A 14,291-nucleotide genomic window follows, 5' to 3' on the forward strand; every position below is an offset into this window, starting at 1 on the left:
TAGTTGGAGCGCCGTATGCGATGAAAGTTGCACGTGCGGTGCAAACGAGGGGAAAAGGGAGCGATAACGTCAAACCCTTACCTATTCGTATGAATAAGAGATTGCATAAAACCCACTTTTTTATGCAGCTGTCAAGATTCTAAGAGGCTCAAAACATTGATAAATCGGAAATGTACAAAACCTTGTATAAACGAGTAAAAACGGAAAAGAGCCCAACTCTTGAAATCATACTGTGTTTGGCTCCTTATCTTACTTCTTAATAGAAGAATTATGTCAACTGGAAATGAATGTTTATACAGTCTTTCAAATTTAGCTAGGAATAAAAAAGCCAATCACGAAATGGTTAGCTTTTTGCTTATGATCCTTTGTAATAGAAATCCCACAAGCAAACCTGGAATCACACTTAATATGGGAAGCCAAATTGGTCCGAGCAATACACCGAATAGCGTTAGTTTAGACGAATAGATCGTTCCCACGGTCACGAAATAGGCTGAAAATACAAACGGCAAAAAGGAAAATGGTGATTTTCCCCCACCTGCATCCTTAAAGGCATCCCACATTGCAAAAAAGTATAGGCAAGGGTAAAACATGAGCCATTGATAATCGGCTTGTTGAATTGCATTTTCAATTTCCCCATGAAAACTTAGAAGTATGACTTCGTTAAAATTCCCCTGTACATTTACCAGAAACTCTAAAAAAATCATTACAATGCCTTTGATATATTTTCCGTTTAATAATTGACCAAATCCAGGTAATGCTATGCTCCACATTATTTTTTCAAATGGACGCTTATTCATTTGTACATACCCAGATGTTTTTTTTATGATTTATCTTTTGCAATTTCTTTTCTGTTAGGAGCAAGTGGTGGTTGTTCTAACCATTTATTTTGTTCCATAAGATTAAACCACTTTTTTGTTACCATTAGATTTTTTAGAATGATGCCTTCATAAGTTGTTACAAGGTCTGTTCGCATTGCTGATGCTAACCCTGCCCCCTGATACACCTGTGCAGTTTGGAACAAGAAACCAATATGATATAACATTAACTTATCGGAAAACGGAGAATCCGTTGAAACTGTTACTTCCGTTTCCATTGACTTAGGAATTGGTAAATTGTCCTTATGCATTATTTTTGAAATCGACTGTATTTGATTATCAGACGTTTTCTCCGTATCCTCTAAAAACTTTCTTACTTCTTTTGATTGAGTGACCTGGCTGAATCCAATAGAAAGAGATTTAGCCATAACACTTTTTTTAAGGTTGAAAGAGGTACCTATGATTTCAGTGGCAGCTAAACGTCTTCCTTTTCCTGAAATTCCATCTTTGAAATCCTGGCTAGAAACAAATTCCGGTTTTTTTGTAGGATAAAATAAAGGGTCTCTCTGAAAAATTCCTTTTTTAAGCATTAACTCTATGGTTTGATGATACATCCTTTTACCGTCATTATCACATGAATCGTAAAAATCCCGTAAGTCCTTTCTGACAGAAACGCTTAATGAAGTTGTGTGTCCTAACAAACCATGTAAAGTCATGATGTGTAAATAATTCAAACAAAATATGTCAGTGAATAATCTTTCTGCACCTTTATTAAGGTCAGATTCAGTAAACCCTATCGGAACTGGAAAACCATCATTCTCCATAAAAGTTGCTATTTGATTCTTTTGTTTTTCGAATGTCTTGATAGCACTATCAAAAATTTCCTTTATCGACTCATCTTCAATAATAGAAAACATGTACCTATTTACTGCATCTGTCATTGTTCCATTTACATACTCACCCCATAGTGATCCTATTTCGGAAGCTGTGAGTTTTAAATTCTCTTTATCCATATAATCACCTCATTTTTAAAATCCCCAAATTATAGCAAAGTATGTTGGCCTATTTATAGCCATTTTTACAATTCGTACCTTATAGACAAGGATATATGCTTATTCCAGAAAAGGGCGCTAATATTGAATAATCGGAGGTCATTTGTGCTTAGCCATTTGATTTGATAAAGCCTTATTCTAATTTATAATGATGATAAGGAGGGAATGCAAAATGAAATGGAATGAAGCTCGTGAATTATTTCCTAATCAACTTCTTCTGGTTTCAATTTTGGATTATCATTATGAAGGTGATAAGAAGATAGTTGATGAAGTGGCCCCAATTCGAGCTATCAAAGATACAGATGCAAATAAAGAGTTTTTTAATGCAAAAGAAGGAACGATGGTTTATCATACAGGAAATAAAAATTTTGTTATCCATATACGCAAAGATCCTTTAATGAAGGTGAGAAGAATCTAATGAATCTGTTTTATGATGGACAACTTATTACGACCAGTTTAACTAATAATGATGAACGGATTGAAAAGCTTTATGATCAGGTTAAAAACGTAATTGATGTAAACCGAGTTGTTCGTGGGGAGTTTGGTTAACTCTAGTATTACTTGAAGTACATATACTGCTGCAAATGGGCGCTTTCGCAGGATAGGAAGGCGTACATCAGAATTGGATCTTTTTGTTGAATAAACAGGGTTTTGAGCTAATGGATAGAAGTGTTTAACGAATAATGCGCTTTTTTGGGACGATTATTAGTACAAGTTAAGCAGTCGGGCGCTTTAATTAAGTAAAAGTTGCGCCGGAATGAAACAACTTTGTTGGAACTTGGATGAGAGGCCCTTAATGATGTTTAGAAGATTCTTAAAGGGTGAAGGGAGGATAAGTATGTGACAATGACTAAAAAGAAAAGAGTATTATGGCTTGTTCTTCTTGTTTTCATTACTTTCGGTACATATGGTTGTGCAAAAGAAACCACTTCTTCAGTTCCAGATCCTTCCGTTCAAGCAATCAAATCAGCAGGGGATTCGGTAAAATATTTATTTATACAGTCAGATTGGGACAGTTTAACTACTGCCAGAATCAAGACTACAACAACGCAGGAACAGATTGATCATGCGGCTAAACTCGTTTCGAGGATTAAACCAAAAGGAAAGGGCGACGCCAATACATTCTTTGGTTTAGGACTCGTAATGGCGATTGCAAATGCCCAAAAGCAATTGGATATAAGAAACGGTAAGATTTCGCCAACGGCTAAACAATACAATCCGGATAAAAATGCAGGACAAAAAGAAACGGCGGTAAAACAAAATCAAAACAAACTTCCGAAATATATTCCAAAAAAAGATGATGTTATCTTAAAGAATCATGTTTTAAAAAATAAGGATCGACTTGAAGATTTTATAAAAAATGCTCAGAATCACAAAGAAAGCAAAATTAGAGTCGTAAAGTATGATGAATTACGGGGAGCACTTATTTATGATTTGCAATCAAGATATGATGAAAAGGTAAATCAAGGTTGGATTGATGTTAAGCCCGATTTGAATTACTTTAGAAAGTTAAAAAGTGACACTCAAGATGTTTTTAACAATGCGCCGCAGCAATGTGGAAGTATATCGAAAGATAAGGAAAATGGGTATTATATATTGAAGGAATGCAGAACCAATTGGGAATATCGGTTACTTCCAATAATTAATGATCATGAAAGAAAATAACCTTCATATAGGGCGCAAATCCAGAGTAAGGATCTGCGTCTTTTTTTTGCATGAAAGGGCCATTTAATGGCATAAACAATTTTACAAATATCGGGTATTTGGAATAATTGTTACTATGCCAAAGGGCTGGATAGAGAAATATGAGTTATAATTAGTTTAAATAAAAATTGATAAAGGGGTATTACCAACGTATGTTTGGTTTCTTATACAAAACAAAGTTAAGAAAAGATGATTTAAAAGGTATAGCGAAATTAATGTATCAGGATGTTTCAGAAGATGCCTGGGATAAAGAAAACCTTACCAAAGGAAATTTAGATTTCACTGTTGAAAGCATTCGATATATTGATTTATATGCAAAAAGATTAATGAATACTGTAATTGGTACCGAATTGTTGAATAAGCATTTTGATAACTTCGTGAATCGCATAGGTGCATATATCGGAGAAGTTATTAAAAATAATATCAAGCAAGACTTTTACTGGTATGAGTTTGAGTCTGTATACCATTATTCATCCAAACTTGATGGAGTCTATAATCGTGGGAGTTATAGTGTTCTTTATTCAAAGAAGAGGGATATAGTTATATTACCTTTGGTTATGGTATCACAATTCTTGGAAGGAAACGCCCCATATCCTAATATCTTAAATTACGTAGAAGAAATGATTAAGCAAAATTCTTGAATAAGAATTTTATCACACAAAAAAATTTGAAGAATTAAACAAAAGGGAGCAATTCTTTAATAAGTAGGCGTCCTTTTGAATTGGTCTATTTATAATTGCACACTCTAACAATATTGGAGGGTGTATAAATGAAAAAGTTACTCTTTATAGCCATGCTTATTGTTCCATGGCTAACCATGCCGTTTTTAGGTCGCAGTGCATTAAAAAGGTATCTCCCAGCTGCGATTTTTATGTGTACATTCGTAAAAGCCATAGATATGTACGGTAAACAAAAAAGATGGTGGCGATTTTATAAAGGAATGCCACCTTTTAAAAGCGTGGATTTCTTAAATCTTGGTCCTTATTTTGTTACAAGCCTTTGGATGTTAAAAATGACTTACGGCAAGTTTCCGTTATATTTAATTTCCAATATCGTTTTTCAATTTTTATTTACCTTTCTTGGACTAAAATATTTAAAACGTTACAAAATAGCTTCCTTAGTAAGATTAACGAAATTTCAATACTTAGCAATCGACTTTTTAAGAGCTTTACTACTGTATGGTTTTCAATATATTTGTGATTTAGGTCATATAAAAAAAACATAAATATCCCGTCTGGTTCTTGACGGACGCCGCCGCCACGATTCCAGATGGATCGAAACTAGGCGTTGCCGCAAGCATGCTGCACATGCAGCATCTAAAAAGGCTGGCACCTCCCATACTCACGCTACAAATCAAAGCGCAATAAATACACTGCACGGTCTTTACAATGATGCCTTTCAGGGAAAAATGCCAGGGAATGTCCAAGATCTTAAAATTAATAAAAGTACTAAAAAAGATGTTCACAACAGGTTAGGCAATCCTGAAAAGGTTGATGGTCAATTTGACTTGTATAGCTGGGAGATGGGGCAACCCGGATATGGATTTGCTTATAATGAAGACAATACCATATCAGAAATACGTAATTTCGGAACGGGCGTAGAACGTCAAACAAATCTTGGAGGCATTACACCTGATCTATTAGGACAACAACTGGGTATTGCAGATAAAATTCTTAAAGTCCCGGGTACAGATGAAACGGATTACGTTTATAATACAGGTGATTACGAACTTCATTTTGTAATTGGTGATAACCCGATTATCAATGGTTTTGATCAAACGGTGAATCACGTGAACTTAACCACCGCTGACACAACACATATTTCTAGTGGAACTGCTGCTGCAAAATATTTAAGACATCAATTGAAAATGGATAACAATCATGATATAGCATTTAGTGATATGGGCGGAGATCTAAAGACAGATAAAAGTGGATCATACTATACTATAAAATTAACCTCTAGATCTATGCAGAAAAAGGGAGGAACCGGAACAGTAGGTTTATACAAGGTATATCAAGATGGCGCCTATAAATCAGAATACTGACCATTGTTAACCTCATTCAATTTTTATATCAATAAATAAAAAAAGCCGATTTTCCCCAAGTTATAGCTCATTTTGATCCCTTGATTAAAGGGATACAATTTATAGGTGATAACAACAAGGAATATATACTTTTGGTGAAGAACACAAAAGAGCGTATTTAACCCGAAATACAGACGCTCTTTTTTGAGTGTCCATATTTCGGGTAGCTGTTCAATTGATGTGGCTCTTTTCAATTCGATTTATCCCGGTGCAACTGACCGTAAAACTCCCGCCACAAAACATTGATGGAAGTTCTCTTTATTTTTCTTTTTGTTCCGTTTGCCACCATAATGAATCTTTTGGATTTTCAACAGCTTCTTTAAACTCAGCCTTAGAAGCAACTGTTGGGTAAGAACCTTTTAGAGATTTTCCCGTAGTGCTGCGGAACAAGAATAATATCACTAAGAATCCGACAATGCTAACGATTGTTAGATAGTAGCCTGGTGCCAAGTTATTCCCAGTTTGGTGGACTAGCCATGTTGAAACGAGTGGGGTCGTTCCGCCAAATATTGAAACAGAGACATTAAAGGTCACAGCTAATGTTCTATATCGAATATCTGTGTAGAACATGGTTGGTAACGATCCGGGCATTGTGCCTTCATAAGTTGAAAGCAGAACACCTAGAATTAGAATACCCAAAGAAACAAATACCAAGGCATTCAGGTTTATTAAATAAAATGCCAGGGCAGACAGTAAGGTTAATCCGCCTAAACCAATTAAGAAAACAATCTTGTTTCCAATTTTATCACTGAGCCTTCCAAACATTAAAGCGAGCGGCACCATAATAAACATTATAATAGTAATTAATACGGTTCCGACTGTACTGGATAATCCAATAATCTCATCTAAATAAGAAGGCATGTATGATAATAACATATAGTTTGTGATATTAAAGAATGCGACAGCTACAAAACATACAAGAATATCTCTTTTGTGGTTTTTTAAAATAGACAGGAAACTTTCCTCTTGAACGCCATCCTCAGAAAGTTCATTTTCAAAAATCGGTGTTTCCTCTAAACTGCTTCTTAAGTACAACCCGATAAGCCCTAAAGGCAAGCCAAGCAGAAATGGTATTCTCCAACCCCATGAAGCCATCTGCCCGTCAGATAGAACGATAAAGAGTGTACTGGCAAGCAGCGATGCTAAAATATAACCAGCGAGCGTACCAATTTCTAATCCGCTCCCAAGCATATTACGTTTATTGTCTGGAGAAGACTCTGCAATATAGACCATTGCGCCAGCGTATTCGCCGCCAGTTGAAAAACCCTGAATAATTCTGGCTATTAATAAGAGTATTGGTGACCATATACCTATTTGATCATATGTAGGCAATAAACCGATTAATAATGTGGAAAGAGCCATTAAAATAATCGTGGTTGTTAATACGACTTTTCTTCCTAAATTATCTCCGATCTTACCAAATATAACACCGCCTAATGGTCGCATTAAAAAGGCAATCGCAAATGTTGCAAATGTAAACACTAATTTCAGCTGATCATTCTCAACAGCACTAAAAAAGTTTTGACTAATAATAACAGCTAAATATGAATACAAGCCAAAATCAAACCATTCCATTGCGTTTCCTATCCCTGTAGCAAACACACTTTTCTTAGTTTGTTGAATATCTACAACGTTGATTTTTTTCTTGTTAAATTTCAATTTATCATGTCAACTCCTTAACATGGTATATAATTATTCCTTACTAAAACGATATTGCTTAATGATTACTGCTCACAACTTTAATATCCCAAAAGTGTCCGTGCGATATCCGCGTTTTTGTCGAAAGAACCCCTTACTTTATTAATATCCTTTGTTAAACTAACGGGGAGTAATGTTCACTTTAAATTTTCTTTTTAGGTGATGAAAATCAATGTAATGGTGTCGGGCAGCGAGCAGGTGATTGCGATGATGCCCGCGGGGCTGGCGCGCCGGGCGATGGCGACGATTTACGAGTTTGATTAGGATATCTGCAAAAGCGACATTTTATAGGACTCAGATTCCGCTATTTCTATGTTTAGTTTTGTGAATATTTTATACGGACTTCTAGATATTTGGTTGATTTAAATCCTCGGTGTGATGACAACACTAGGTGTATTTCCAATCGCTTACTATATGGTTGAGGTTCCTTCGATTAACCTAGGTAAAAAATTGACTAAAGGAAAACCGCCCAAAAAATTAAGAAAAGCAGTATGAGATATGTTGAACTAACGGGGATCTTTAGTTCGGCTGTTGGATGACAATAAAGTTGTAGTTGCATGACTTGAACCCGCTATTCCCCTTATGGGCCATTTCGTAGGATAAAGAGGAAAAGCTATTATGCAATCGAGAAGAAATCTTTAGGAGACATATGTGATAAACTCAGTAACATAGGAGGAATGAGATATGAAAATCCATAGAATAGATCATGTGGGTGTAATCGTAAATGATCTTCCTGCCGCTAAAGCCTTTTTTCTTAACCTTGGACTTGAAGTGCTAGGGGAAACAGAAGTGAAAGGAGAGTGGGTGGAACGGATAATTGGGCTTAATGACGTTAGAGAGACAGTTGTATGGTTAGGGATGCCGGACGGCCAGGCAACTTTAGAGCTGGTCAAATTCCATACGCCGTCAGATGAAACAGGTATTCAGCAATCTTTTGCAAATACCTTGGGTATCCAGCATATTGCATTTGCTGTTGAAGATATTGAAGCCGTTGTTGCCAAATTGAAAAAGAAAGGCGCGGAACTTTTTGGTGAGATACAAAACTACGAAAACGCTTATAAATTATGCTACGTTCGTGGACCAGAGGGAATTATTTTAGAGTTGGCGGAGCAAATCAAATAATTTAAGGAAGGATGTATCATGTCCAAACATAAGATTTATACAATGAGTGTCGCAAGAGTCTATCCCCACTATATTTCGAAAGCAGAGAAAAAAGGGCGTGCAAAATCAGAAGTCGATGAAATCATCCGTTGGTTGACGGGATACAGTCAGGAAGAGCTAGAAGTACAACTGGAAAAACAGACAGACTTTGAGACCTTCTTTGCGGAAGCTCCCCAATTGAATCCTTCACGGACTTTGATCAAAGGTGTAGTCTGCGGCGTCCGAGTGGAAGATATCGAAGAACCAATGATGCAGGAAATTCGCTATTTGGATAAGCTCATCGATGAGTTAGCAAAGGGAAAAGCGATGGAGAAGATTTTGCGGAAATAATAATTAAAAACGAAGAAACACTCGGGCGCAAATCTGGAATAAGATTAACGCCTTTATTGCGGCAAAGAGCCAGATTGTCCAGATGCAGTTTAGAATTAATACTGGGGAACCGTACACCGTACTCAAAATATCACCTCACAAAACTCAAAATTATTTGGGTTATAACTCGCAAATGCTTATGGGCAGTATAAGCCTAATCTCACTTGTAAACCTTCTAGGATTTCTTCTGGCACTTCCCTGACCTTGATATCCCCACCTAGGAAAAGCAGCCAATTTGTCATTTCAGTCATTTCTTCGGGCTTATTAACATTGATAAAAGTCTTTAGAATGGCTGTGGTTTGGTAAGGATTCGTATAGGAAATTGAAACTTTTAAAGGATGGTATTTTTTGAACTGGGCAATCGCTTTTGGACCAAGTTCAAGGACAAGGTTGATGACTTCTTCCTGCTTACTTATTTTTTCTAAAATCTTTTTCTTGCTTAATCTCTTTTTCGCCGGGTAGGGTTTGACATTGGTGAGGTTGTCGACAGGGATAATTTGCTTCTTTTCTTCCTTTAAGTCAAAGCCTTCAATCAGCCAAACGCTTTTTTCTTGATATAGGTGCAAGAGATAAATCGGATAAGACTTTATCTCCTTCTCTTCTTCGATGGTAATCAATAAATAGCTATCCAAAAGCAGGATTTGGATCAGTTTTTCTAACATGGGATGCGGGAGGTCTGACAGATCAAGCAGGTCGGGATTATTGGGGTTGGTGCCTTCAAAAAGCAAGGTTTGATTTAAAAGAACGAGGGTCTCTTGCTGGCTTTCTGAGATAAGGCCAAGTAATTTTTCAGCTAAAGAATGACGACTCTTTAGATAGGGGAGCTGCTGATTTCTTGTGGCCATAAAGGCAATAAAAAGAGCTTTAACCTCATTATCAGTAAATCGAACTTCGGGCAGGACAGAGTTGTGCATGACAAAATAACCCCCATCCCTTCCAACTTCAGCGACAAGCGGCATCCCCATGGCCTCAATTTCTCTGATATCTCTAATAGCTGTCGAACGAGAAATGTTAAATTCCCGCATGATTTCAGAAATTGTAAAGTGGGAGCGGTTGTTGATATACCGCATGATGGTATTAATCCGTTCAACTTTTTTCATCGGGCCTCCTAAACAGTATCATTTTTTGACATGATTTAAGGTTATTATATAACCATCAAGTGAAGAAGAAAAGTCATTTGATAAATTTAAAGAAGAGGAAGGTTTTGAATATGGCAGATTATACTTTAGAAGAAAAAGACAGCTTTATCGTTGTAGGTTTGGGAACTGAGCTTAAGAGCGATTACACAGACTTTGCCGGCATAAACAAGGAAAAGTCAGACTTTTGGCAGACCGCGGGCCAAGATGGAACGCTTGACACTTTAAAAGCGATAGCCGCAAATGACTATGTTTTTGCCGTGAACGAAGCGGTGAACAACAAGATGATGCATTATGCTGGCGTCATGACAGAGGCATCGGCACCAGAAGAAGCCAGAGTGATCCAATTTCCTAAGGGGGAATACCTAGTTGTTAAAGGGGAAGGGAACACGGCTGAGGAATTGAATAATAAGCTTTCCGGCATTGCTTTCGGTCAAGTCTTGCCAGAAGCAAAGGATTTTGCCTATGTTGGCGGGCCAAATACTACGGTTGAGATGGGACAGCAAAACGGCTTAGTTTTTGGTGAAATGTGGATTCCTGTTGTCAGGAAATAAAGAGTTAGAGGAGGGATGGAGATGTCCAATATCGTTAATTTTAAAAATGTGTCTGCGGTTGGTTTAGAATCTTCACCTGTAGTAGAAGCGCTTGCTGGTTTGCGTGCTAATGAAGCCCGTTACTTTATGAACAAATACAAGCACGAATTTACGGTTGTACCAGCTAGCGAGTCCTGCGAAACCCTTGATTATGTGAACCGAATTTTGAAAGAAGAACGTGATATTGCGTTTGCGGCCAAACCTTTAGAAACGTCGCGTTTTCAAGTGGAAAATATCAAATTCGCCTACGTCTTTTATGAGGATGGTCTTGCTGTCAACGTGATGTATACAGTCGATGGCCCATCGAGGCGGGCCGTTGGTTTTAAGCTTTCTGAGGGGATGGAGGTACCAAAGGAGTTAGAAGGGAAGTTTAAGTTCGCCAGGCAAAAGTCCAAACTAGCTGGAACAATTCGGGGTTCGTTTTTTGTAATTAAAGGAGAATATTAAAGGAAACAAAAGCGGAAGTTGAGGAAATTAGTGAAAGCTATTTTCTCTCTAGGTAAAAAAGAGCTTTCACTAGCTTGAAAACCCAATTTTAGTTATTCCCTTAAATGGCGCTTTAATGAAGTAATGAAAAGGCCCAATTCCTCAGTTGATTTAGGATGAAGTTGGGCTTTTTTGTATTGGAATTTCCTTATTGTTGTAAATTTGAATTATTCCGATAATATGCCTTAAAGAGATCTTATAAAAAACAAGAAATTGTTGTAATGGCTGTTTCCATTAACGGGCGCTTTCGGTAAAGAAGGCATCATTTTAGTTGAAACCATTAATTCCAATAAAACGTAAAAATTTCAGTATATTCGTTTCTGAATCTTCAACACAGCTATTTCGGCAGCAGTACAATTTTTTGGAGGTGAGCCTATGCATGAGTTCCATATAGGTACATCTATATTTCCAAGTAACAGTTTTCATAATACTATATTACTTATGGAAGGATTGGGATTTTTAGGGTTCTAATTTCTTGGTTATTCCACAAACGGGGAGGTGGAAGCATTGAAAGGATCTTTTAATATAATGTCGGTTATTTTATTTTGTTTTAGTTTAATTGTCTGTATTTTGTTCCTAAACGGTATTGATTTATTTCCAGATGAAGTTGTCATTCCTTTAATAATAGGTGGTTCAATTATTGGGCTTATCCTTTCTTTGTTTGGAAGGAAAGATGCTTTTGGTAAAATTGGTATTGTTTCTAATTCGTTTTTTCTCCTATTCATAATCATTGTTCCTATCATAGTTCGTACTTTTATATGGAATCAACCGTAATAAATAGTACATCAAATAGGTGCAACAATTGGGGAATAATGGCTCCCCTTCAGCGATGAGCTTTTGGCACTTTCTTGCTAGTTAGGGAATTATAGAATATAGCTTGGTAGATAATTAACTTGTAAAATGGTCATGGCATTTTGGTATGGCCCGCCAAAAGCATAAAGGCCTTTGTAAGTCGTCATTTTTTTGCGGGCAATTGTTGTATGATGGGTTTAATAAAACGAATGTTGCATTAAAAAGGCACACAATAAAATAATTGACCGTCGCCGCTCCGTCATGGATGCTTAATATATTGGATACCCGCTTTTACGCTCTCCGGCGAATTAAACTGAAGACCCAAAAAATAAGTAAACGATCGAGAGAAAGGGGTCTCATTAGGGTGATGAACGCCCAAGATCGATAAAAGAACAGGAGAAATGTCGTTCATAGGGGCGATGAACGACAAAAGACGATCAAAAAGGGTATGAAATGTCGTTCATAGGGGTGATGAACGACAAAAGGCGATCAAAAAGGGTATGAAATGTCGTTCATAGGGGCGATGAACGACAAAAGACGGCCAAAGAGCGGTTGAAATGTCGTTCATAGGGGAGATGAACGACAAAAGGCGATCAAAAAGGGTATGAAATGTCGTTCATAAAGGCGATGAACGACAAAAGGCGATCAAAAAGGGTATGAAATGTCGTTCATAAAGGCGATGAACGACAAAAGGTGATCAAAAAGGGTATGAAATGTCGTTCATAAAGGCGATGAACGACAAAAGGCGATCAAATAGGGGTTGAAATGTCGTTCATAAAGGCGATGAACGACAAAAGGCGATCAAAAAGGGTATGAAATGTCGTTCATAAAGGCGATGAACGACAAAAGACGGCCAAAGAGCGGTTGAAATGTCGTTCATAGGGGCGATGAACGACAAAAGACGGCCAAAGAGCGGTTGAAATGTCGTTCATAAAGGCGATGAACGACTAAAAGGCGATCAAAAAGCAATAAGAGATTTTTTCATACCTGGGCACGCTAATAGGTTATAATGCCGCATACGGTTTATGTAGATAAAGGGGGAGGCAACTTAATGATTTCTTGGTTTTTTTATTTATCGTTGACCAATAAAATCCTTTTTGGAATTGCTGGTCTGGCGGTGATTTTTCTTTATGTCTTTTGGTTGAATTCTTATATTTTTCATGTCCATCAGAAAACAAAGTCTCCAGAACACACTCTTCAACAGGTTAAGTTTTTTAATAAATATCTATACTTACTGTTGGTTTTTCTGGATTTTATTTTGAACAATTTACTGATTTGGACGCAACTTTCTCGAGTTCTTTACGACTATCCTTATCTTGTCGTCTATATGAGTCTATTGGCAGCGTTCTTTGTATTTTTGCTTATTATCATGATAAATCAGCAGATCTCGTTTAACGTATCAAAGGAAATTCGAGGATTTACTGTCACGAGGAAAGACAAGTTAGGGAAAACCATACGTGTGTTATCCATGCTTTTTATTTTTTTAGTTGTTATATGTTTTATCGCCTATGGGCTTGTCAGTCAGCCTTTTGGCGACTTTTATAATGGGTATGGATTTATGGTTTTATTTGTTCTTGTCATACTGTGCATTAGTCTTTTGACACCACTTTTATTCGGGAAAGTCATGGATGTTGAGCCGTTGGTGAATCAAGAACTTAAACAACGTCTTCAGAATTATGTAAAAAAGGAAGGCATTCAGAACGTAAGCTTTTATACCTTCCAGTCAAAGCAAAAGAGAAAAAAGAACAATGTTATCGTGACAGGCTATAGAAAGAAATATTTTTATTTTGCGGAGGATCATTTTAATGACCTTACTATGAAACAGCTTGAGAGTTTAGTGGCATGTGGCATCGGTCAAATCAAACAGAGACATTCGTTGATTCGTAATGCACTTTTGCTGTTTTCATTATTTCCACTGTATGGGGTGGCGTATTTTATTAACTGGTATGAAAATGTTAGTTGGGTAATAGTCCCTGTTTTTACAACTGTTTTGATATACGTCATATGTTTGGTTTTATACTCTCGTGTTTTATTACCTTTTATTTTTCGTATTATGGAGCGAAAAGCTGACCAGTACGTCTTAAATCAAGGTGTGGATTATCGGGACTTTGCCACAGCATTACTTAAGGTCAAAGAGTTGAAGGGTCGTCCCAGAAAAGTCAAACGTTTAATGGACCGGCGGGTCAAATGGATCATTCAAAAGTCTGGGGGTTCATGGGAAGAAGTAGAACGCCATCAAGATGATCTCAATAAAGGGGTCGCTATTCTTGAAGAGTAAAGGAGACTGTTTGGGGGATTTCTTAGTTTACATAATCATCGTTATGAGAACGTAAAAAGACCGATTCTCTAATAGAGATCGGTCTCTTTATGGAGTTTCACCAACATTTCGCGGAAAACATACC

At 37.0% G+C, this 14,291-nt stretch carries 15 protein-coding genes and 1 pseudogene; 11 read left to right on the forward strand and 5 right to left on the reverse strand.

The features are described from left to right. Positions 1–332 precede the first annotated feature (332 nt). A complete protein-coding gene (locus EV207_RS18720) occupies positions 333–797 on the reverse strand; it encodes a hypothetical protein (RefSeq protein WP_132747682.1) in 465 nt (154 codons plus the stop codon). Positions 798–820: 23 nt separating this feature from the next. Then, positions 821–1,828: a DUF3231 family protein gene (locus EV207_RS18725; protein WP_132747683.1), complete on the reverse strand. Its 1,008-nt coding sequence runs from the start codon at positions 1,826–1,828 to the stop codon at positions 821–823. A 211-nt stretch (positions 1,829–2,039) separates the two neighbouring features. On the opposite strand from EV207_RS18725, the gene EV207_RS18730 reads away from it, so the two are divergent. The 6 genes and pseudogenes from EV207_RS18730 to EV207_RS23545 form a co-directional block, all read left to right on the forward strand. Beyond that, complete coding sequence (locus EV207_RS18730) at positions 2,040–2,285, forward strand: hypothetical protein (protein ID WP_132747684.1); 246 nt, start codon at positions 2,040–2,042, stop codon at positions 2,283–2,285. Further along, a complete protein-coding gene (locus EV207_RS23770; protein ID WP_279389207.1) occupies positions 2,285–2,416 on the forward strand; it encodes a hypothetical protein in 132 nt (43 codons plus the stop codon). Before EV207_RS18730 ends, EV207_RS23770 begins: the two co-directional genes overlap by 1 nt. A 297-nt stretch (positions 2,417–2,713) precedes the next feature. Further along, positions 2,714–3,532, forward strand: coding sequence for a DUF4362 domain-containing protein (locus EV207_RS18735; RefSeq protein ID WP_243647154.1), 819 nt, complete (start codon positions 2,714–2,716; stop codon positions 3,530–3,532). A 191-nt stretch (positions 3,533–3,723) separates the two neighbouring features. Further along, positions 3,724–4,212 (forward strand): hypothetical protein, encoded by a 489-nt coding sequence (locus EV207_RS18740; RefSeq protein WP_132747686.1) that lies wholly within the window; start codon positions 3,724–3,726, stop codon positions 4,210–4,212. A 128-nt stretch (positions 4,213–4,340) separates the two neighbouring features. Then, positions 4,341–4,796 (forward strand): hypothetical protein, encoded by a 456-nt coding sequence (locus tag EV207_RS18745; protein WP_132747687.1) that lies wholly within the window; start codon positions 4,341–4,343, stop codon positions 4,794–4,796. Positions 4,797–4,844: 48 nt separating this feature from the next. Next, a pseudogene (locus tag EV207_RS23545) lies at positions 4,845–5,369 on the forward strand (YjgB family protein); the annotation flags it as partial. A 543-nt stretch (positions 5,370–5,912) separates the two neighbouring features. Here the strand turns inward: EV207_RS23545 and EV207_RS18755 are convergent. Then, entirely contained in the window at positions 5,913–7,313 is a 1,401-nt protein-coding gene (locus EV207_RS18755) for an MFS transporter (RefSeq protein WP_132747689.1), read from the reverse strand. 723 nt (positions 7,314–8,036) lie between these two features. On the opposite strand from EV207_RS18755, the gene EV207_RS18760 reads away from it, so the two are divergent. Both EV207_RS18760 and EV207_RS18765 read left to right on the forward strand, forming a co-directional pair. After that, positions 8,037–8,474, forward strand: coding sequence for a VOC family protein (locus EV207_RS18760; protein WP_132747690.1), 438 nt, complete (start codon positions 8,037–8,039; stop codon positions 8,472–8,474). 18 nt (positions 8,475–8,492) lie between these two features. Then, positions 8,493–8,843: a DUF2200 domain-containing protein gene (locus tag EV207_RS18765; protein WP_132747691.1), complete on the forward strand. Its 351-nt coding sequence runs from the start codon at positions 8,493–8,495 to the stop codon at positions 8,841–8,843. Between the two features lie 176 nt (positions 8,844–9,019). Here the strand turns inward: EV207_RS18765 and EV207_RS18770 are convergent, their stop codons facing one another. Beyond that, the gene (locus EV207_RS18770) at positions 9,020–9,982 is read right to left on the reverse strand and encodes a helix-turn-helix transcriptional regulator (protein WP_132747692.1); all 963 of its coding nucleotides are present in this window, start codon (positions 9,980–9,982) and stop codon (positions 9,020–9,022) included. Between the two features lie 110 nt (positions 9,983–10,092). Between EV207_RS18770 and EV207_RS18775 the strand changes: the two genes are divergently transcribed. Together EV207_RS18775 and EV207_RS18780 are read left to right on the forward strand one after the other, a co-directional pair. Next, entirely contained in the window at positions 10,093–10,572 is a 480-nt protein-coding gene (locus EV207_RS18775) for a GyrI-like domain-containing protein (RefSeq protein ID WP_132747693.1), read from the forward strand. Between the two features lie 21 nt (positions 10,573–10,593). Continuing rightward, entirely contained in the window at positions 10,594–11,058 is a 465-nt protein-coding gene (locus EV207_RS18780) for a phage tail protein (RefSeq protein WP_132747694.1), read from the forward strand. A gap of 518 nt (positions 11,059–11,576) precedes the next feature. Here the strand turns inward: EV207_RS18780 and EV207_RS18785 are convergent. Next, positions 11,577–11,822, reverse strand: a complete 246-nt coding sequence (locus tag EV207_RS18785) for a hypothetical protein (protein ID WP_132747695.1) — start codon at positions 11,820–11,822, stop codon at positions 11,577–11,579. A 1,118-nt stretch (positions 11,823–12,940) separates the two neighbouring features. On the opposite strand from EV207_RS18785, the gene EV207_RS18790 reads away from it, so the two are divergent. After that, positions 12,941–14,167 carry a M48 family metalloprotease gene (locus tag EV207_RS18790; protein WP_132747696.1) on the forward strand — a complete coding sequence of 409 codons (1,227 nt, stop codon included), beginning with the start codon at positions 12,941–12,943 and terminating at the stop codon, positions 14,165–14,167. The last annotated feature ends 124 nt before the right edge of the window (positions 14,168–14,291 follow it).

It is taken from the genome of Scopulibacillus darangshiensis (assembly GCF_004341035.1).
Taxonomy (GTDB): domain Bacteria; phylum Bacillota; class Bacilli; order Bacillales; family Sporolactobacillaceae; genus Scopulibacillus; species Scopulibacillus darangshiensis.